This is a genomic window from Vibrio sp. Evd11 (genome assembly GCF_900382755.1).
Taxonomy (GTDB): Bacteria; Pseudomonadota; Gammaproteobacteria; order Enterobacterales; family Vibrionaceae; genus Vibrio; species Vibrio lentus.
On record NZ_OSDX01000036.1, the window covers coordinates 14,744 to 35,204 of the forward strand.

Annotated in this window: 18 protein-coding genes; 14 read left to right on the plus strand and 4 right to left on the minus strand. The window is 44.6% G+C overall.

Annotated features, from left to right (window positions below):
- Positions 1–269 precede the first annotated feature (269 nt).
- From ED652_RS15215 to ED652_RS15280, 14 genes are all read left to right on the plus strand, one after another.
- Positions 270–698, plus strand: coding sequence for an Hpt domain-containing protein (locus tag ED652_RS15215; protein ID WP_162929948.1), 429 nt, complete (start codon positions 270–272; stop codon positions 696–698).
- Positions 699–893: 195 nt separating this feature from the next.
- Positions 894–2,408, plus strand: coding sequence for a sigma-54 dependent transcriptional regulator (locus tag ED652_RS15220; protein WP_122055365.1), 1,515 nt, complete (start codon positions 894–896; stop codon positions 2,406–2,408).
- Positions 2,389–3,528: a glycosyltransferase family 4 protein gene (locus tag ED652_RS15225; RefSeq protein WP_122055366.1), complete on the plus strand. Its 1,140-nt coding sequence runs from the start codon at positions 2,389–2,391 to the stop codon at positions 3,526–3,528. Before ED652_RS15220 ends, ED652_RS15225 begins: the two co-directional genes overlap by 20 nt.
- A gap of 295 nt (positions 3,529–3,823) precedes the next feature.
- Complete coding sequence (locus tag ED652_RS15230; protein WP_122055367.1) at positions 3,824–5,212, plus strand: O-antigen ligase family protein; 1,389 nt, start codon at positions 3,824–3,826, stop codon at positions 5,210–5,212.
- 80 nt (positions 5,213–5,292) lie between these two features.
- A complete protein-coding gene (locus tag ED652_RS15235; protein ID WP_122055368.1) occupies positions 5,293–6,084 on the plus strand; it encodes a DapH/DapD/GlmU-related protein in 792 nt (263 codons plus the stop codon).
- Entirely contained in the window at positions 6,077–7,195 is a 1,119-nt protein-coding gene (locus tag ED652_RS15240) for a glycosyltransferase (RefSeq protein ID WP_122055369.1), read from the plus strand. Before ED652_RS15235 ends, ED652_RS15240 begins: the two co-directional genes overlap by 8 nt.
- Entirely contained in the window at positions 7,192–8,619 is a 1,428-nt protein-coding gene (locus tag ED652_RS15245) for a Wzz/FepE/Etk N-terminal domain-containing protein (protein ID WP_122055370.1), read from the plus strand. Before ED652_RS15240 ends, ED652_RS15245 begins: the two co-directional genes overlap by 4 nt.
- A gap of 318 nt (positions 8,620–8,937) precedes the next feature.
- Positions 8,938–10,038 carry a glycosyltransferase gene (locus ED652_RS15250; protein ID WP_122055371.1) on the plus strand — a complete coding sequence of 367 codons (1,101 nt, stop codon included), beginning with the start codon at positions 8,938–8,940 and terminating at the stop codon, positions 10,036–10,038.
- Positions 10,035–11,222 carry a glycosyltransferase family 2 protein gene (locus ED652_RS15255; RefSeq protein WP_122055372.1) on the plus strand — a complete coding sequence of 396 codons (1,188 nt, stop codon included), beginning with the start codon at positions 10,035–10,037 and terminating at the stop codon, positions 11,220–11,222. The genes ED652_RS15250 and ED652_RS15255 overlap by 4 nt, the downstream gene beginning before the upstream one ends.
- Before the next feature lie 9 nt (positions 11,223–11,231).
- Complete coding sequence (locus ED652_RS15260; RefSeq protein ID WP_122055373.1) at positions 11,232–11,891, plus strand: sugar transferase; 660 nt, start codon at positions 11,232–11,234, stop codon at positions 11,889–11,891.
- A gap of 192 nt (positions 11,892–12,083) precedes the next feature.
- Positions 12,084–12,962 (plus strand): LysR family transcriptional regulator, encoded by an 879-nt coding sequence (locus ED652_RS15265; RefSeq protein WP_017110861.1) that lies wholly within the window; start codon positions 12,084–12,086, stop codon positions 12,960–12,962.
- 99 nt (positions 12,963–13,061) lie between these two features.
- Positions 13,062–14,189 carry an efflux RND transporter periplasmic adaptor subunit gene (locus ED652_RS15270; protein ID WP_122055374.1) on the plus strand — a complete coding sequence of 376 codons (1,128 nt, stop codon included), beginning with the start codon at positions 13,062–13,064 and terminating at the stop codon, positions 14,187–14,189.
- 9 nt (positions 14,190–14,198) lie between these two features.
- Positions 14,199–17,315, plus strand: a complete 3,117-nt coding sequence (locus tag ED652_RS15275; protein WP_122055375.1) for an efflux RND transporter permease subunit — start codon at positions 14,199–14,201, stop codon at positions 17,313–17,315.
- Between the two features lie 12 nt (positions 17,316–17,327).
- The gene (locus ED652_RS15280) at positions 17,328–18,830 is read left to right on the plus strand and encodes an efflux transporter outer membrane subunit (RefSeq protein WP_122055376.1); all 1,503 of its coding nucleotides are present in this window, start codon (positions 17,328–17,330) and stop codon (positions 18,828–18,830) included.
- Between the two features lie 117 nt (positions 18,831–18,947).
- Here ED652_RS15280 and ED652_RS15285 read toward each other — a convergent pair whose 3' ends face one another.
- The 4 genes from ED652_RS15285 to ED652_RS15300 form a co-directional block, all read right to left on the minus strand.
- The gene (locus tag ED652_RS15285) at positions 18,948–19,163 is read right to left on the minus strand and encodes a DUF6434 domain-containing protein (protein WP_102488036.1); all 216 of its coding nucleotides are present in this window, start codon (positions 19,161–19,163) and stop codon (positions 18,948–18,950) included.
- A gap of 34 nt (positions 19,164–19,197) precedes the next feature.
- Positions 19,198–19,530, minus strand: a complete 333-nt coding sequence (locus ED652_RS15290; RefSeq protein WP_004733816.1) for a YnfA family protein — start codon at positions 19,528–19,530, stop codon at positions 19,198–19,200.
- 71 nt (positions 19,531–19,601) lie between these two features.
- Positions 19,602–19,898, minus strand: a complete 297-nt coding sequence (locus ED652_RS15295) for a hypothetical protein (protein ID WP_122055377.1) — start codon at positions 19,896–19,898, stop codon at positions 19,602–19,604.
- A gap of 104 nt (positions 19,899–20,002) precedes the next feature.
- Complete coding sequence (locus ED652_RS15300; RefSeq protein WP_122055378.1) at positions 20,003–20,452, minus strand: DUF3291 domain-containing protein; 450 nt, start codon at positions 20,450–20,452, stop codon at positions 20,003–20,005.
- Between the last annotated feature and the right edge of the window lie 9 nt (positions 20,453–20,461).

Here is a 20,461-nt window from a genome sequence, read left to right on the forward strand (position 1 = left end):
ATCAATTAATCGCAGCGGCCTTTTATTTTCACAGCCCATCAAATGCATCAAAACACACCACAAACCAAACTAGCTATATTTAATTCATTAAAATAAAAATCTTAATCGTGAGAGTAAACTCAACTCTACGATATACCACTTCTAAATAATTCCTATATTTATAGAGCAAGCGGTTGAAATTATTCTGAAAAATGTCTAAAACTTAATAATGACGGTGCAATTTGGCATCCAATTAAGATAATGCGTTTCTCAAAATAAAAGGAATTGATGTGCAGAACTCAGCCTTAGCCACAAAGACACCCATGAATTTGAGCACACAGGTCGACAACGTCAGCACCATTCAAGAAGCTGAACTTGTAGACGAAAGTATTCTGCAGCAGATGATCAAAGACACCAGTGCAGATGTGATTCCAATTTTGATTGACCATTATATTCAGGAATCAAAAACTCGTATTGCAGCTATTAAACAGGCCTCGACAGCAAACGATTCAGAGGCTCTTGAGTTTCAAGTTCATACCTTTGGTAGCACTGCCATGGCATTAGGAAATCGACCGCTTTCAAAGTTGTCTAGAAAGATTGAAAAGCAATGCATAGAACAGGAACACAAATTAGCATTTAGCCAGGTCGATCAACTTTTAGACTTAATAGTTCTTTCAATCGATGCACTTATCGCAAGAAAAGAAGCCGGTTTTAGATAACGCCATATACGACACAAAAACACTCAACATAGGCAATATCAATAATCAAACTTCGAGTTTGATGCAGTTGAAACAATAAGTAGAACTGTCGGAAAAATTGCATGCGGTAGATAACAAATACACAAGACTCGTATTGATGGTTACATATCACCATGTTAACGATTGGTTAGGATAAAGTTTCAAAAGGAATATACAATGCGCCCTAAAGTATTGTTAGTTGAAGACTCCACCTCGCTCGCTGTACTCTACAAGCAGTACGTAAAGGACGAGCCCTACGATATTTTCCACGTCGAAACCGGCGCGGAAGCTAAGACTTTCATAGAAAGGCACTCCCCACAGCTTGTTATTCTCGATCTGAAGTTACCGGATATGCCAGGGGAAGAAGTATTAGATTGGATTAGCGCAAATGAAATACCAACCGCCGTTATTATCGCGACAGCCCATGGCTCAGTAAACATTGCGGTAGACCTTATTCAGCGCGGTGCAGAAGACTTTTTAGAAAAACCCATTCAAGCCGATCGACTTAAAACCTCTGTTCGCTTACACCTAAAACGAGCGAAACTCGAAAACCTAGTCGATAACATGCAAAGCAAGTTCGATCGTGATCGCTTTCATAATTTCATCGGCTCTTGCCTACCCATGCAGGCGGTTTACAAGATCATTGATTCAGTTGCGCCTACTACTGCTAGCGTGTTTATTAACGGCGAAAGTGGTACGGGTAAAGAAGTGTGTGCAGAAGCGATTCACCAAGAAAGTCAACGTAGCGATAAACCATTCGTTGCTATTAACTGTGGTGCTATCCCTCGAGATCTAATGGAAAGTGAAATCTTCGGCCATGTTAAAGGAGCTTTTACAGGAGCTACAACTGACCGCAAAGGTTCAGCAATGCAAGCTCATGGTGGTACCTTATTTCTCGATGAGCTTTGTGAAATGGAACTGGAGATGCAGAAAAAGCTTCTAAGATTCTTGCAAACAGGCACTTTCACCCCACTCGGCGGCAATAGAGAAATTAAAGTCGATGTTCGAATCATCTGCGCAACTAACCGCGATCCGTTAGTTGAAGTTGAGGAAGGCCGATTCCGTGAAGACCTTTATTATCGGGTTCACGTCGTGCCTATCGAGATGCCACCGTTAAGAGAACGTGGTAGTGACATCGTCACTCTTTGTAATCACTTCTTGAAGCTGTACGCAAAACAAGACAAGAAGAAATTCAAATCAATAGACAAAGAAACGCAGAATCTACTTAAACGTTATGTATGGCCAGGCAACGTGCGTCAGCTGCAAAACATCATCCGCAACATCGTGGTGTTGAACAATGAAAGCAGCGTGACTAAAGACATGCTTCCTCCTCCAATTAATAAAGCGGATACCACGAAACCAAAGTCTATTACGCCAATACGAAATGTGGCGCCCGTTGCTGTGGCAGCTCCGACTCCTGTAACAGAAGCTAAGTTACCGCCGATCACGCCAGAAGAGCTTGAGCAAGCGCCAACACCGCAAGCACAAATCGAGTCAATGACTCCTGCTTTCACAACGGTCGAAGGCGCTATACGCCCAATGTGGCAGATTGAGCGTGAAGCAATTCAACATGCGATCAATCATTGCGATGGAAACGTGTTAAACGCTGCTGTGCTTTTAGAGTTAAGCCCTTCTACCGTTTATCGTAAGAAGCAGGCTTGGGAATCTGAAGATGAGTACAACCAAGCCTAATATCCCCCCGAATAACGTAAACGAGCCTCTTATCAAAGAGGCTCTCATTCCTGTACTGGGAGAAATTTGGTTGTTCATTGATAGCCAAACTTTCGGAGGAATAGAAACACACGTTTTGGAGCTAGCAAAAGGCCTGCTTAATCACGGCAACAAAGTACGTGTTGTTTTGTTAACGCAATACATGCCAGAACCCTCGATTATCGGGCGATTAAATGAAAGCGCCCTGCCTTACTCTTATCTCCAAGACCTATCAAAAGTCCAAGGTAATCCGATAGCTCAGCTGCGGTCAGCGGTTGAACAATATCAGCCACAACTGATTCATGCTCATGGTTACAAAGCTAGTATAGTGAGCAAATCCACTAAATTGTTAAGTAGGCGAATACCACTCCGCCAAATCTCCACCTACCATGCAGGTGAAACGCCAACAGGTCGTGTTTGGGTTTATGATCTTCTCGATCGCTACACGAGTTGGATATCAAACCATTCATTAGTGGTTAGTAGTAAAATAAGTCGTAAACTCCCGACTCGCTCTACATTACTCAATAACTTTGTGAGTATTCCTGTCGATTCTCAAGCACCGGCTTTAATCGATACTCAAAAAGAACAAAACAACCAACTAGGTCACTATCGATTTGGTTTCGTCGGGCGCTTAAGCCACGAAAAAGCCGCCGATCGCTTTATAACTTTAGCGAAAAACTTTGAACAGCATCAGTTCAATTTATTTGGTGATGGACCTGAACGTTCACAGCTCGCACAAAATAGCCCTGTAAACTGCCAATTTCATGGTCATCAAAATGATATGGCTTCAGTATGGCCGCGAATTGATGTATTGATCATTCCCTCCCGATACGAAGGTCTACCCATGGCTGCTCTTGAAGCAATGGTTCGCGGTATACCGGTAATTGCAACGGCCGTGGGCAACCTACCGCAATTGATTGACCATGGCAGTAATGGCTACATTTCGCATTCAGAATCAGAACTAACCACGAACCTCAATGCATGGTTAAATCTGTCTTCCACTGACAAAGAAATCATGAGTGCCAAAGCTAGACAAAGCGTCATCGATGACTATTCGCCGCAAGCCGTTATCCCGCAGTTATTGAATTGCTACCACCTTTAAACCACCCAGCGCCTCAGGTCACTTAACGATTTGAGCACTTACAGAAACACTGATAATACTGTATGTCGTTATGTCACCCTTCTTCGTTCATTCTGATTCTCAATTTGAAATAGATAATTAGCCTTTATAATAAAGTGTTAAATAACAGTATATTAGCCATATCAAACCAATGGCATCACATTTGCAAAGTTAGTCCTAACACTGTTTTCGCTAACGTCATTTAGCTAAAAAGCAATCAAGAAATTTGGCACTCTACGTGTGAGATTAAGTATGAAAATACGAATAAGGAGCATTGATGATCGCTGCGGCCAGAAAAGCCCCCTCTACTATTGGTATTTTAGCGCTCTGCCTAATTGTGGGAGTGGTATGGGTTATTGTGCCTCACCCATTGGTGGCCGTTTGTTTAGCATTTGTTCCACTTGCAGCACTATTTATCATCAACAAAACGTTTTGGTTGGTGATTATGTTCGTTGTGTTCTCTTTCTTTCGTATTCACGAGGCTATCCCTCAGCTTTTTGCGTTCAAAATCCCGTTGCTTCTGTCGCTAGGCGCTTTATCTGCATTACTTTGGCACGGCCTTATAAGCAAAGAGCTGAAGCCTTATTGGCATCGGTCTTTGTCTTGGTTAATGGTGTTCTGGGTGTTAGTGACCATCGGATTGGTGTTTGCGTCCAACAGAGGCGTCGCGCTTGCTGAGTTTAAAGGCATCTATTGGAAAATCATGGTCATGACATTAGCCATTGTTTGGCTAGTAAATAGCGCAGACAAACTTGCGAAGACATCAATGATCATCGTCGCCGCAGGGACATTGGTCGGCGTTATCGCGATTTATAACTCAATTAACGGTATTGGATTAGTCGAAGGAACCCGAGTAACCATCGGTCGGGATTTTGGCTCGATGCTTGGAGACCCTAACGACTTAGCGCTTGTACTGATGTTTCCTCTCGCGTTTGCGATAAGCCAAGCGAGCACCAAAGGCATAGCGACTTTCAAACGACTACTTTGTGTTATCGCTGGCTGTATTCTGGTTTACGCTGTCATAGCCACACAAAGCCGTGGCGGGTTATTAGGTTGTGTTGCCGTCGTGGGCATATTCGCTTTAAAAGTGATTCGTTCCAAAGTGCTATTGCTATCACTTGGTGCAATAGGCGCCGTCGTACTTTACTTTACCGCTGGCATTTCAGACAGAGCCTCTGGTGGTGCAGCAGAAGCCGGTATCGATGAATCGGCAATGGGACGTTTATACGCTTGGGAAGCGGCTTTTAAAATGGCGCTTGATAACCCACTGACTGGTATTGGGTTAAATAACTTCTTTTCCAACTACTTTTTCTACAGCTCTCACTGGGATGGGTTAAACCATGCAGTACATAGTACTTGGTTTGGTGTTTTGGCCGAAACTGGTTTTCTCGGATTCATTGTTTTCATCATCGTGATTGCTTCATTGCTCATCACCACTCGCCAAACGTTAGCCCGTATTAACCAATGCTCTGACAAGGTCACGCCAGCGCTCCACTCTGCGGCCTACGCCGTCTATGCGGGCTTAATTGGCACTATCGTATCGGGCACCTTTCTGACTCAAGGTTTTAACTGGCCAATTTATATCTTGGCAGCACTCACTGTTTGCGTATCTCACGTATCCCAAACTGAATGTCAGAATGAGAACCCACAAACAGAAAAACGATAACTCATTGAAATTATTAACAATCAAGATGTGGCATATAAAATGAAAGATATCCATTAAAGATAAAAATGGAGATTCTCATTATGACGTCAGTATCAGCGCATCAATTCAAACATTGGCTTAAGTTTCATCCTAATTCTCACATTAGAAATGTATTTTTCATTTTGAAAAATATCAGAACAATGGAATTCCCAAGCCCTCAGATTTTCAACAAGTGCCTTTACCATGCTCATAAACTGGTAAGCAACTTCATCTCTGGATTAGCACGCTTTGTTTATTGGACTCCAGCCTTCAAAGGCCGAGTTAATCAATGTGGTAAACGTCTTTACCTTTATGGTGGCCTGCCATTCGTTAGTGGCCCACTCATGATTAAACTTGGTAATGATTGCCGAATCTCTGGGCAAACTACGTTCTCGGGTTGTACTCAACCAACGCCTGACGGTTCTCAACCCTTGCTAAGCATTGGTAACAACGTTGACGTCGGTTGGCAATCCACTATCGCCGTCGGCCACAAAGTCGTTCTTTCCGACAATGTACGCATTGCAGGCGGTGCATTTCTGTTTGGTTACTCTGGGCACCCACTCAACGCTAAACGCAGAGCGGCAGGCGAAGGCGATGATCAAGAACAGATTGGAAGTATCATTTTAGAGAAAGATGTATGGCTAGGCACGAATGTTACGGTAAAAGGCGGGGTCACCATTGGTGAAGGTACTGTGATTGCGGCAGGCAGTGTTGTCACTAAGTCTATCCCCCCTTTATCTATAGCTGCGGGTAACCCTGCGCGTGTGGTCGGGCAGATTCCAAACGAACAACATGTTGAGACAGAATCCGATGTATTCGACTCGTTAGAGACTCATGGAGGTGACCATGCGTGATTTAGTCGTATTTGGTGAAGACTTCGGCGGCCTACCTTCATCGACTCAACACTTAGTTCGCCACTTGGCTAAACAACACAAAGTCTTGTGGGTCAACTCTATTGGTTTAAGACAACCGAAACTGTCCGCTAAAGATGCAACACGAGCGTTCAACAAGTTGTTCGGCAAAACCAAAGCCGTGACTCAAAACATGCTCGACTCTGACGGACACGACAACATTACAATCGTTAACTTAAAGACCATTCCTGCGCCTGCTTCTAAATTATCGAGAAAACTGGCTCAGCAAATGATGTTACGTCAATTGAAGCCAATTATTGCTGAATTAAAACTTCATAGACCTATTCTATGGACTTCAATTCCGACGGCTGTCGACCTATGTGGCCATCTTGGTGAGTCAGCGGTTGTTTATTACTGCGGGGATGACTTTAGCGCACTCGCGGGCGTTGACCACAAAATTGTCGCACAGCACGAATTGGAATTAATTGAAAAATCAGATCTGATCTTCGCTGCAAGTGAAAAGCTGATGGGCAAGTTCCCTAGTGAAAAAGCTCAATTCTTACCACATGGTGTCGATGTCGGTCTATTTTCTACACCAGTACCAAGAGCACAAGATTTGCCAAGTAACCATCGTCCAATTGCGGGTTTTTATGGCAGCCTATCTAAGTGGCTTGATTATGAAATGATTGGTCATGTTGCGAATACGATGCCGGAATGGGATTTTGTTTTCATTGGTCCGAATGAGCTCGATACGCTCATGCTACCTAAATTGGATAACGTACATTACCTTGGGCCTCGTCCACATCACACATTGCCAAGTTATTCTCAGCACTGGGATGTGAGCCTATTACCGTTTGTTGATAACGAGCAGATCCGAGCTTGCAGCCCACTTAAACTAATGGAATACCTTGCGGCTGGCACGCCAATTATTACAACACCGTTCCCTGCTTTGGTTCCATATCAAGAGCACGTAACAACTGTCGGAAGTGCGAACCAAATGATTTGGGCGCTTGACCATGCACGTCAGCTTAACAATTCACCTATCTCTGTCGTCGAACAAGACAGCTGGCAGAACCGTGGTAACTTCGTACATTGGATGTTGGAGCTATTATGAATAATCTTAAATTACGGTTATTAACTATCCTCAATGCGATGTGGCGCCAACGCTATGTTATCGTGCTGCCAATCCTGATTTTGCCGTTTGTTGGCTTTGGGGTGAGCAAACTGGTTCCGGCAAAATACGATGCGCATACCAGTATGTTGATTCAAGAAACCGCTAAAATGAACCCATTCTTGGAAGACATCGCCGTTTCGACCATGCTGAAAGACCGACTCAATGCATTAAGAACGCTGCTTCACAGTCGACATGTACTCTACTCTGTGGCTGAAGAGTTGGAACTAACTACGCCAGACATGCCTGAATTGGAAAAAGAAGAGATCATCACCGATCTTTCTCAACGTTTGTCAGTCACACAATTAGGGAAAGACTTTCTAAAGATAAGCCTAAGCTCGGATACGCCTATAGGCATAGAAGACACACTTCGTTTTGTCAGTGAACACTTTATCGAGCAGTTATTGGCGCCAGAACGTTCTTCGATTCAAGACTCCAGTAGTTTCCTTAAAATCCACATCGATGAACGAAGTGCCGAGCTTAGAAAAGCGGAAGAAGCACTTGCGCTGTACGTGAATGAAAATGTGCATTCGACACCTGAAGTTCAGAGCCAAAGTTTAAACCGATTAGCGTCGTTAAAACAAACGCTTGCAGAGAAAGAAGCAGAGCTATCAGGTGTAGAAAAAAGCTTGGGTTCAATTGACCAACAGCTCTCAAAAACGAACCCAGTTATCGGACGTTTAGAAGATCAGATCATCGATATTCGTAGTGCGCTTACCCTGCTACAAGCAAAATACACAAACCAGCACAGTGCAGTGCAAGCCAAAGTTCGTGAACTAGAAAGACTTGAGAATGAACGAAAAGCGCTGTTGGAACAAAAACAACCTGGTATGAACAGCGATCAATTGTGGGACAACGCGAGTAGCACGACATTAAACAAGCTTTCCGACATTCAACCTTTGTTAGTGACACAGCTCCATAGCTTGCAATTGGTTCGAGCTCGTTATGAGTCTTTAACCGAAGAAACCAAAAGCCTTCGTACAATGATTTTTGAATTGGAAAACAAAGCGAATAACTTTGGTGAGAACGCAAAAGAGATGTATCGCTTGCAACGTGATGTGAATATTAAACGTCAGCTTTACGATGAGCTCACCGAACGTTACGAGATGGCGCAATTAACCGGTTCATTAGGTGTTTTTGAACAAAACAAACGTGTGAAGATTATCGATTTACCCTTTACACCCAGCATCAAGTCTAACATGCCGGCATTCATCTTCATTCTAGCGGGTCTAGTTGCCGGCATTGGCTTAGGAACAGGGTTGGCGATATTGTTCGAACTCTTTGATTCATCAATCAAACGAAAAGATGAAATTGAAGATATCTTAGGGGTGCCCGTTATTACTGTTATTCCTAGAATGAGTAGTTAGCCACAAAGCACTCTCGCCATCACCAGAAATAACTAAACACAAATGAAAACGCCAGCCTCGCGCTGGTGTTTTTAATTGTGTTTGTTCTAATAGCCAGTTTCACTTTGACCATTAACTCTCCGATTTTCTTATCATTCTTTCAACCACAGATTCTGTTTTGATTCCTATTTTGAGAATTGCCTTACTCTCAACTCTAATTATCAGTAACTAGTTGAAAATTATTAAGTAATTAACTGGCACGGCACGTGCAATGGTAACAACAGAACGAAACAGAAAGCTAGGTTGCAACATTAGAGCGTTACTGAAGGGAGCAATATTATGGGAAAGCAAATCACAAAGAATGGCAAAAAGATAATACATGTTGTTCAGCACCTTGCTCCTGGCGGTTTGGAGACGCTAACTCTGGATCTTCTGCGCCTTGCTAAGCCAGCTGATCAAGTGTTGATAGTCAGTCTTGAAGGCACCAAAGAAGAATCCATCGCAAGCTGGCCGAAGCTTAAGCCTTACCACAACCAAATCGTGTTTTTAGACAAGGAGCCCGGTGTTCAATTCAACATAATCATAAAACTCATCAAAGCATTTAGAGGAATTCACCCTGATGTTGTTCACACACATCACATCGGCCCTCTACTCTATGCGGGTTACGCTGCTCGTGTATCAGGTGTTCCAACGCGAATTCATACTGAGCATGACGCTTGGCACCTTCAAGATGACAAGCGCCGACGCTTACAGGCATTAGCGCTTAAAGCCGCTCAACCAACATTGGTCGCTGACGCAACTCGTGTTTACAAACAACTTCGTTCCGCTTTCTCATACGAGAACATCATTACCATCAAGAACGGCGTTGATTGCAACAAGTTCAAACCGATGTCAAAAGCAGACGCGAGAACAAAGCTCAAACTACCGACCGACAAACACATCGTAGGTTGTGCTGGTCGTTTGGAACACGTGAAAGGTCAAGATCAGCTGATTAAAGCACTTGCTCTACTTCCATCTAACACCGTTGTTGCATTGGCAGGCGATGGTTCAAAACGCAAGCAATTGGAACAGCTCACTAGTCGCTTGAATCTCAGTGACCGCGTCATCTTCCTTGGCCTCATCGAGGACATGACCACCTTTTATGGCGCTTTAGACACATTCTGTCTACCTTCTCGTCATGAGGGGCTTCCTCTTTCAACACTCGAAGCTCAAGCGTGTAACGTTCCAACTGTCGCGATGAACGTCGGTGCGGTTGACGAAACCTTATGTCCAATCAGCGGAACTCTAGTTAAAAGCGGCAGCATTGCGGGATTAGCCAGTGCGCTATTAGAAAAACAAAATGAACGCTTTTTGTCACCTCGTCGTTACGTACTCGACAACTTCGACATTGTGAAAATGGTTGCCTCATACAACGATATTTCAGAAGGAGTTTGCGCATGATCGACTGGTTGCTTGCAGGTCTTTGCTTATTTTCTGGTGCGCTGATTGTCTACCATCACGCCGCCTATCCACTGTTACTGCGCTGGTACGCTAAAAGCCACCCCGCGCGTCAAATTGAAGAGAGCCATCGTTGTTACAAAGATGAACAACAGGATTGTACACTTCCAACCGTCACTTTCCTTGTTCCTGCGTTTAACGAAGAACAATGGATTGCTGATAAGATTCGTAACTTAGCGGCGTTAGATTACCCAAGAACGAAATTGCGTGTCGTGATTGCTTGCGATGGCTGTACCGACGACACAGTAAACATCGCCCAAATGACCATCCAAGAAGCAATGTGTAGCGACATTCACTTTGAGATACACGACCATGTTCAAAACAGAGGTAAAGTGGCCGTACTCAATGAAGAAGTGACTAATATTACCAGCCATATTACAGCACTTAGTGACGTGTCTGCCCTGATTTCATTAGATGCACTGTTGATTGCTGCTGCTCACTTTGAAAGTGACGCGGTTGGTGTGGTAAACGCAACTTATCAATTATGTCCAACAGGTAATGTAGGTGAAGATGCATACTGGCAGTATCAAACATCAGTGAAAGAGTGCGAAGCGTCATTTGGTTCAAGTTTAGGTTCGCACGGTGCTTTTTATCTGTTCAGAACGGCATTGTTCACTCCACTACCACTTAATACCATTAACGACGATTTCATTTTACCAATGCAGATAGTCAAACAAGGCTACATTGCAGAATACGAAACACAGATGGTTGCACTGGAGCTGGAAGAGTCAAATCTTAAGACTGACTTCAATAGGCGGCTGCGAATCTCTGCAGGCAACATGCAACAAGCCATACGATTATTTGGCCTGTTCAGCCCTAAATTTAAGGGCATCGCTTTTGCGTTCTTTTCAGGAAAAGGGTTACGACTGTTAACCCCATATCTAATGATGGTGTGCTTAATATGCTCAATATTACTCAACGAATATCTATTGTTTGAAGTACTTCTTTGGGCACAAGTGTTTGTTTACAGCATTGGTGTACTTGGTTGCATCTTGCCTAGCAGACTCATCAACAAACCTGTTTCTTTAATTTCCTATTTAATCGTTGGTCATTATGCCAACTTCATTGGTGGCGTACGTTACCTATTAGGACTTGAAAACTCCCCTTGGACTAGAGCTAATCGTTAAGGACTGACTATGATGAATATTGACCAACTATCAAACCAAAACCTATACCAAAGCAAGGTTTCTCGCGCAAAACGAACTTTTGATTTTGTTAGCTCTTTACTCGCGTTAGTCATCTTATCTCCGGTATTCCCTTTTATCGCACTGGCCATTGCACTGACTTCTCGCGGTCCTATCTTCTATCGCCAACTGCGCGTCGGAAAATCGACACCAGAAAAAATGGAGATTTTTGAAATTATGAAGTTTCGTAGTATGTATCAAGATGCAGAAACTCGATCTGGTGCGGTTTGGGCTACACAGAATGACCCTCGTATAACACCTGTGGGTCGTTTTTTGAGAAAGACACGACTTGATGAATTACCCCAGTTGTTCAATGTGCTTAAAGGTGAAATGTCGTTGATTGGTCCTCGCCCTGAACGCCCAACCTTTTACAACAAGCTTGAGAATGAAATCCCATACTTTGCAGACCGTACTTACGGCGTAATGCCTGGTATTACGGGGCTTGCTCAGGTCAATCAAGGCTATGACACTTGCATTGATGATGTTCGCCGCAAAGTCGGTTTTGACCATAGTTACGCACTGAGTCTATGTTCTGTAAAATCTTGGATTGCTGCTGACCTGAGCATTATCACGAAAACGATTGTTGTGATGGTCTATGGCCGAGGGCGTTAAAAAGTAGACTTTACTAACAACGAACTGTTAACAGCTGTCAGTATCAGTTTGTACTAGTCCCTCTCTTTTTGATTCAAGTCCTATTAAAACCAATGAGTAGCTGATTACTCATTGGTTTTTTTCGATTTTATATACTATTTGGTATACGATACCGAACAGACATTCCAGCCCTGTATTCAAAGCGTATTTCCTATGAAAATCGAAGATCTCAAGCTATTCACTACTGTTGTTGAACTCGGAAGCTTTACCGCTGCCGCCAACGCACTGGACGTGCCTCGAGCGAACGTGAGTAGACGCATTAACGATCTAGAGAAAGCACTCAACATGCAGCTTTTCTTTCGTACAACACGCAGTTTATCGGTGACTAAGTCGGGCGAACTCTATTACAACGAGTTGTTGAAAGCACTGAGCGCGCTTGAAAAGGCCAATCACATGGCGTCTAACTTATTGGAAGTACCACATGGTCGCGTGAAGATAGGTTTGCTCCCTGAAACCGGTGATATTGTTCAAGCCACCCTATTTAAGTTCCAAGATCTCTACCCAGAGGTTGAGCTTGATATTCGCAGTATCAGTAATGGATTTATCGACATGTATCGTCAAGGGTTAGATCTTGCTATGCATGGAGGACGACTAAGTGATTCGAATGTCGTCGCTCGTAAGGTAATGGATTTACAGCGTATTTTTGTTGCTAGCCCTGAATACCTCGCTAAGTCAGGTAAACCCACAAAGCTTGAAGAACTGTCTAAATTTCCGTTTGTGTGTTTCCGCTGGCCAAGTGGTGATATAGATAAAGAGTGGGAAATATCGAATCAAGTTGTGAAAGTTGAACCGTCTATCGTCAGTGACAGTATTGGCTTTGTGAAAGGTGCCTCTACCCGTCACCGAGGCATTGCCTTATTACCCCAATTGATGGTTCGACAAGAACTGAAAGAAGGCTCACTGGTCAACCTGTTCCCGACGGAGACTTTGGAAAAAGAAGAAGCGTGGTTGCTGTATCCACAGCGAAAAGCATTGAGTCATGCCAGCCAGTTATTGATTGATTTCTTATTACAAGAATTACCAAAACTCTAATTATTGTCTCAAATAATGTGACAGTGTTATACCGTTAGCACTGATTATCTCTGCTCGTCATCTCGATAGAATTGCCCCATCAATATTTCGGAGCAATTCATGATGTCTATCTATCGCTACTCTCTACTCGCCGCCACTCTTTTGCCTCTTATCGGTTGCAATCAGTCTGTTGTCACGGAGCTATCTGTTTCTCTGGAACCGTCAGCAGCTTCGATCAAAACAACGGAAGAGCGCCCAATTCAAGTCATCCAACTTGAATCGAAATCTCAACAAGCCAGCAAAACCTTTACGGGTAAGCTCCAATCGGTTGAAACAGCAGGCGTGGCTTTTCGCGTTCCCGGTACCATTCAAGAATTGTTAGTAAAAACTGGCGACAGCGTTAAGAAAGGCCAAGCGATAGCTCAGCTAGATCCGCACGATTACCAAGTTGCGTTAGAGGAGCTACAAGCTCGTGCGTTAGAAGCAAAATCGGCTCATAAATTAGCAAAAGCAGAATTAGCTCGAGTAAGACAAGCGATTGCTGATAACGCGATTGCCAACGTCAATTTAGACCGTGCGATCAGCGGTTACGAACGCAGCGAAGCCGCCGTTAAAGTGGTTGAGCAAAACACTCGTCGAGCCAAAGACTCGGTTCGCTACACTCGCCTACTTGCGCCATTCGATGGCGTGGTTGCATCTTCAAATTTCGATCAATACGAACAAGTACTTCCGGGAATTTCGGTTTTCACCATTCACAAGCCAGAAAAGCTTGAAGTCACCATTGATGTACCTGAAAACTTAATTCATCAATTCGAAGTCGACCAACAAGCAACCATCAGTTGGTATAACGCAAAAAGCTCTATCACTGGTCAAGCAACAGAGATCTCAACACTCCCTCACCCAATCAAACAAACTTACTCAGTCACTTATCGCTTAGATGACTTAGCAAAGAACGACACACTCCGTTTACTGCCTGGTAAAGCCGTCACCCTCACCACTCAACTGGGTGAAAAAAACAACAATTTCTGCCTACCTTACTCTTCCATCGTTAACCAATCAGGCAACGAACAAGTGTTCACCATCAAGGACTCGCAAGCAATATCGGTTTCCGTACATGTTGCGTCACTCGCTGAAAACACAGCGTGTGTCGAATCAGAACTCACCGATGGTGACTATGTCGTTGTGAACGGCGCGCAATACGTTCAAGAAGGCCAACATTTTTCATCAATCCAAGTTAAAGATTTGTAGGTGAGTACCATGAACTTAGCTGACTTTGCCATAAAACAACGAACCTTCGCCTTGTTCTTCACCGCATTGAGCGTGATTGCCGGACTCTACTCTTACTTCGACCTCGGTAAACTTGAAGACCCAAGCTTCACCATTAAAACGGCCGTCGTGGTAACACTCTACCCAGGTGCATCGGCCGAAGAAGTAGAACAACAAGTCACGGACACAGTTGAAACCAAGCTCCAAGAAATGGCTAACCTAAACCGACTACGCTCGCTTTCTCGTCCGGGTATGTCGATGGTGTTTGTTGACCTAAAAGAATCGCTGAACTCAAAAGAACTGCCACAAGAGTGGGACTTACTTCGTCGTAAAGTGTCAGACATGAAAATGCTGCTACCAAGCACGGCACAGATCAGCATCGTACAAGATGAGTTCTCTGAAGTGTACGGCATGCTTTTCTCTGTGTACGGCAAAGACGCTTCTCCATCAGAACTTCGTAGCTACGCAGAAGAGTTACAACGTCGCATTAAAACCGTAGACGGCATTAAAAAAGTCGAATTGCACGGCGTTCAGCCTCGCGTGGTTCATATCGATATTCCAGACGAACGCTTGGCACAATATGGTTTGTCGATGGCTCAGGTTTGGAGCCAATTGAACACACAGAACACTACGTTTGATGCGGGTAAATTCTCTGCAGGTAGTGAGCGTATTCGTGTTCAACAGTCGAGCCAATTCACTTCGCTCGCTGATATTAAAAATCTGATGATCAAAGGTGGCGTGAGCGAGTTAGGAACGGGCCTGTTACGACTTGGTGATATTGCTGAAGTGACCATGGGTTATCAAGAACCGATGATGACGGAAAACCGCTACAACGGTGTCCCAGCAGTAACTCTCGCAATGAGTCCGGTCTCCGGCGTGAATGTGGTATCTCTGGGCGATGACATCAACCGCATCGTTAACGAGTTCCAAGCATCGCTGCCATTGGGTGTTGAAGTCGCAACCGTTGCTAACCAACCAGAAGAGGTTCAAAAATCCATAGATAACTTTGTTAGTAACCTACTCGAAAGTGTCGCGATTGTGTTTGTCGTGCTGTCTATTTTCATGGGCTTAAAGAGTGCAACGATCGTTGGTTCAAGCTTATTGCTGACCATTCTACTAACGCTGATCTACATGAACATTACTGCAATTGATTTGCACCGTGTGTCTCTGGGTACATTTATACTCGCACTTGGCATGTTGGTTGATAATGCAATTGTGATTACCGACATGATGATCGTAAAGATCAACAAAGGTATCGACCGCACTATCGCGGCTATCGATTCAGTGAAAGAGACAGCAACCCCACTGTTTGGCGCGACCGTTATCGCTATCATGGGGGCGAGCCCGGTTATCTTCTCTCAGACAGATGCCGCTGAATTTGCGAGTTCGGTCTTCTTAATCATCGCTTCTTCACTGCTGCTGTCTTGGTTCGTGGCAATGACGTTCACCGCCCTGATGTGTTGGATGTTCATCAAACCAACCAAACAGAAAACAGACACCAAAGTCAGCTTATACCGCAAGAGTGTTAACTGGACCGTCGATAACCCATTGAAAGCGCTCAGTGGCTTGATTCCACTGATCTTAGTGACGGCTTTTGCTATCCCAAATGTCGCGATTAATTTCATTCCTCAAGCAGATAGACCGATCTTGTTCCTTGATTACTGGCTACCAAATGGTGCCAAGGTTGAACAAACGTCGGAAGACATGAAACGCATCGAAGCATGGTTACTTGAACAGCCTGAAGTGGAAAGTATCTCGACTTATGTCGGTGCAGGTGCGCCCCGCTTCTCTGTCACCATTGAGCCAGAACCGTTCGACCCAGCCTATGGGCAGATCCTAATCAACGCGACTGATTTCCCATCATTGAGCCCACTAATTGCTCGTGGTGACAAATGGTTAACTCAAGAGTTTCCAAACGCCGACCCGCGCTTTAGAAGCTTGAAACTGGCGACCTCAGACAAGTTCAGCGTCGAAGTACGCTTCTCAGGCCCAGATGTAGACGTTTTACATGGCTTATCAAACCAAGCGAAAGCCATTTTCCAAGCACATCCAGATACTAAGTACGTGCGTGATGACTGGCGTCAAAAGAGCAAAGTGCTAGAGCCGATCATCAACCAAGACAAGATTCGCCTTGCAGGTATTAACCGTGCTGACATTGCCTTTGCGATGAAACGAGCGTCTGAAGGCATGCCTTTGGGGCGTATGAACCTAAACGATGAATTGGTCACCATTCAATTACGTGGCACTGAAAACTCAATTGAATCGCTAGAAACGTTACCCGTTCGCTCGTTACTTGGTTTACACAGTGTGCCACTGGGTCAAGTTGTCGATGGGTTTGAACTGACCAGTGAAGAGACCATGATTTGGCGTCGTGACCGCGTGAAAACCATCACAGCACAAGCCGGTGTTGGTCGTTACACCACGCCAGCTGCGGTAAGAAACTCAGTGATTGATGATATTGAAGCTATCGCACTTCCGCCAGGTTACAGCCTTGAATGGGGTGGCGAATACTATGATGAACACAAAGCCGTCAGCGATATTCTTAAGCAACTGCCAAAAGCGATCTTGTTAATGGTGATCATCTTGGTGGCGATGTTTAACGGTTTCAAACAACCCGTCATCATATTTACTACCTTGCCGCTGGCAGCAACAGGTGCCACATTCAGCTTGTTGTTACTGGATAAACCTTTCGGCTTTATGGCGTTGATTGGTGCGGTAACTCTCACGGGTATGATCATCAAAAACGGCATTGTATTAATGGACCAAATTGAGCTTGAACGTAAAGGTGGTCGCTCACTGTCGGACGCAATCAAGGAAGCGACGGTAAACCGCACTATGGCGATCTCAATGGGTGCACTAACCACCGCACTCGGCATGATCCCACTACTTACTGATCTTCTGTTCGACCAAATGGCCGCAACTATCATAGGTGGCTTGGCAGCAGCTACCGTGTTGTCTCTCTTCGTGATGCCTGCGTTGTACAAACTCTTCTATCGTTCAGAAGAGAATGGCATCACGGTAAACGAAGCAATCCAAGACGCGATTGTCGTCCTTGATGCAACGCCGAATGGCAGCGCACAGACTCAACAATCAAACATCACTCAATAAGGAGCAATAAACATGTATCTATTACCTAGATTTAAAGTGGCTCCTATTGCCCTAGCCTTGTTACTGACAGGCTGTGCGGTTGGCCCTGATTACGAAGAGCCGCAAACCACTATGGCAGAAACCTTCTTGTACAGCCAAGAAAGTCAAAGCCAAAGCAAGGCAAACCAACAACACAATCATTGGTGGACGCAGTTCAATGATCCAACGCTTAACCAGTTGGTGGCCGATGTTCAAAGCCAGAACATCCCACTCAAACTCGCAGCCGAACGAATCAACATGGCCAACTCATACAAGAGTGTCGTTGAATCTTTCAAAGTACCGACCGTCAATGTCGGCGGTGGTTACTACAACTATCAATTGAGTGAAAACGACTCCCTACTCGGCCCTGTATTTGGCGCGTCTGATGCAGTTCAATCAGCAACTGGTATGTCATTGCTTGATGCTCAACACGATGGCGGTTTCTTAGGCGCAAGCATTGCGTGGGAAATGGATTTGTTTGGGCGTATCGACAGACAATCTAATGCAGCAACGATTCGAGTGGAACAAGCCGAGATATTCCAATCAGGCTTGAACACGCTAATCACCGCAGACGTGATTCACAATTACCTGCAATATCGAGGTGCTCAAGAACGGAAAGCGATTGCGATGGATAACATCCAAGACCAACAACGCACACTGGAACTGGTGACCAAAGTCGTTCGCAGCGGTTATGGTTCAGAGTTAGATCTCGCTCAAGCCAAAGCCATGCTCGCAGCCACAGAGTCAATTGTTCCACAGCTAGAAATTGCCGAGCAAGTTCACAAGCAGCGTATGGCGGTGTTGTTGGGTGAATCACTAGCGAACGTCAACCAACGGTTAGCGGGCGAATTTACTTTGCCACGAATGAACGATGTTATCCCAACGGGTATACCTTCAGATTTGTTAGAACAACGTCCAGACATCCGTATCGCAGAGCGTGAAATGGCTGCAATCAATGAAGAACTTGGCGCAAGCATCGCCAATCGTTATCCAAAGTTCTTCCTAACGGGCACACCAGGTGTTACGGCTGGAAGCTTTGATGACTTGTTCAGCAGTGACTCATTTGGTTGGGCAGCGTCTGCGGGTATCAGTTGGAATGTGTTTGATGGTGGCCGAGGTGAAGCCATGGTTGAGATGAACGAAGCAAGGTTTCGCTCGGCAGCGCTTAACTACCAACATTTGGTAGACAGCGCATTCGCAGAAGTCGATTCAAGCTTGTTTGCTTATGGTCGTAGCCAAGAGAACCAAAAGCGAATTGATGAAGCAACAGACGCCGTGGATAACGCAGTAAGCAAAGCTAAGTCGTTATACAAAGCTGGCCTAGTGGATTACTTATCGGTGCTTGATGCACAACGACAGCAAAAGATGATGCAAGACCGCCAAGTCGCAGCCAAACTGCAAACCGCCAACACCACGATTGCCGTGTATAAAGCGTTAGGTGGCGATTGGAAAGTAGCTAATGAAACGCAGAGTGTTGAATTAGCTCACGCTAAGTAGGCTCGCTGTTCTCAGCTGAACGATGCAATCAGCATAATAAAAAATACCGCCGTTGATTACGGCGGTATTTTTATGAACTCGTTAACTGGCTAATAAGTTGACCAACAAGATAATCCGTTACTTTGTATCGTTACGCTTCGCCCACTCTTGTAAGGCATCACCCATAGTCAATCCTGTCGCATTGTTCATCCACTGCATAAAATCACGGTCAAATTTAAACTCATCACCAAGCTTGGACTTAAAATATCGACGCACGTTCTGAGTCGTTTTGTAGCTGTCCGTAATGACGGTACTGTCATCAATCTGATTCTTGTGCCAATCAACCTTTTTCATGGTTTAATCTCTTCCTGTCATCTCAGTGCATGAATTATGCGTTTCGAGGGCCAAACATAATAATCGCCATACCGAGTAGTGCAACTGAGCCACCGACCAGATCCCACGTTGTCGGCTTTTCGCCATCAACAAGCCACAGCCATATCAGGGCAACAGAAATATACACACCGCCATAGGCCGCATAAACACGCCCTGTCGCGGTAGGATGAAGCGTCAATAACCAAGCAAACAACGCCAGGCTGATCGCAGCTGGAATCAATAACCAAATACTCTTGTCTTCTCTCAACCAAAGATAAGGTAGATAACACCCTACTATCTCGGCGACCGCCGTAAGTACAAAAAGACCGACCGTTTTAAATTCAATCACAACTTACCTTTATCTGTTTAAATGCAGAATACCCTCTGGCGTCTAGGGCCGACAAACGCAATAACCAGTGACTAGGAATTAGACGCATCGTTGCTGTCTGTATCTACGGTTTTGATCAGAGGACCTGCGCACTCGACAAAATCACCGATATCAAAAGTATCTGGCGCATCCGCTCCGCCCGTCACACCAAAACTGCCTTTCACCGCTGGATCCTTATCAGCCTTATCTACGTCTAAAATGATCTCTACTTTATACGTGTGACCATCAGGAAGGAGTTTTGCACACTCTTCCAGTGTTGAAGCGGTAGCACTCATGCTGAAACCGAATAAACACACCGCAAGTACACTACTTTTCATTTTCAACATCATTAAACCTCTCGAAGACTATAGATACATCATACCAATAATCGACTCATCTTCACGGGAATTGCCATAAAACGTCTAAAAAACATAACGTTGGTTATCTATGAACGCTATTTTGGCGCTTCTGACTCTGTAAAGTTGGTTTTAAAAGTGAAGGCATACGGCGTATCACCGGTTTCTCTGAGGTGTTCAAGTCGCTCTATCGCCTCTTCGAGTGTGGGAATATGCTCTTCTTCAATCCACCAAAGAACATAAGTATCTTCAGGTAAACGATGAAACCAATCCCCCTTTCGGCGCATAAAATCACGGTGGTGTGTGCGGAACATGAAGTTCTTTAACGAATCCACAGAGTCCCACACCGACATGTTCACAATCATATTAGGATCATCGAAAGCTTGGATATTGGTGGCGTCACCAGATTCATCTTTCAGACGCCAAACAAACCCTTCACTGCTTTCTGCGATTCCATTAACCAACTCTAAGTTATCGACAAACTCTTTGATTTCTGGCGCATCTAACGGGTATTTCGCCAGAGCGATATTTAACTGAGCTAATTTCATAATGTTTCT

Bases quoted from the DNA above. Each gene is read 5' to 3' on its own strand.
- ED652_RS15270 (WP_122055374.1), top strand. From the start codon at position 13,062: ATGATGTCTATCTATCGCTACTCTCTACTCGCCGCCACTCTTTTGCCT.
- ED652_RS15265 (WP_017110861.1), top strand. From the start codon at position 12,084: ATGAAAATCGAAGATCTCAAGCTATTCACTACTGTTGTTGAACTCGGA.
- ED652_RS15220 (WP_122055365.1), top strand. From the start codon at position 894: ATGCGCCCTAAAGTATTGTTAGTTGAAGACTCCACCTCGCTCGCTGTA.
- ED652_RS15300 (WP_122055378.1), bottom strand. From the start codon at position 20,452: ATGAAATTAGCTCAGTTAAATATCGCTCTGGCGAAATACCCGTTAGAT.
- ED652_RS15255 (WP_122055372.1), top strand. From the start codon at position 10,035: ATGATCGACTGGTTGCTTGCAGGTCTTTGCTTATTTTCTGGTGCGCTG.
- ED652_RS15225 (WP_122055366.1), top strand. From the start codon at position 2,389: ATGAGTACAACCAAGCCTAATATCCCCCCGAATAACGTAAACGAGCCT.
- ED652_RS15280 (WP_122055376.1), top strand. From the start codon at position 17,328: ATGTATCTATTACCTAGATTTAAAGTGGCTCCTATTGCCCTAGCCTTG.
- ED652_RS15240 (WP_122055369.1), top strand. From the start codon at position 6,077: ATGCGTGATTTAGTCGTATTTGGTGAAGACTTCGGCGGCCTACCTTCA.
- ED652_RS15250 (WP_122055371.1), top strand. From the start codon at position 8,938: ATGGGAAAGCAAATCACAAAGAATGGCAAAAAGATAATACATGTTGTT.
- ED652_RS15275 (WP_122055375.1), top strand. From the start codon at position 14,199: ATGAACTTAGCTGACTTTGCCATAAAACAACGAACCTTCGCCTTGTTC.
- ED652_RS15245 (WP_122055370.1), top strand. From the start codon at position 7,192: ATGAATAATCTTAAATTACGGTTATTAACTATCCTCAATGCGATGTGG.
- ED652_RS15235 (WP_122055368.1), top strand. From the start codon at position 5,293: ATGACGTCAGTATCAGCGCATCAATTCAAACATTGGCTTAAGTTTCAT.
- ED652_RS15260 (WP_122055373.1), top strand. From the start codon at position 11,232: ATGATGAATATTGACCAACTATCAAACCAAAACCTATACCAAAGCAAG.
- ED652_RS15230 (WP_122055367.1), top strand. From the start codon at position 3,824: ATGATCGCTGCGGCCAGAAAAGCCCCCTCTACTATTGGTATTTTAGCG.
- ED652_RS15285 (WP_102488036.1), bottom strand. From the start codon at position 19,163: ATGAAAAAGGTTGATTGGCACAAGAATCAGATTGATGACAGTACCGTC.
- ED652_RS15295 (WP_122055377.1), bottom strand. From the start codon at position 19,898: ATGATGTTGAAAATGAAAAGTAGTGTACTTGCGGTGTGTTTATTCGGT.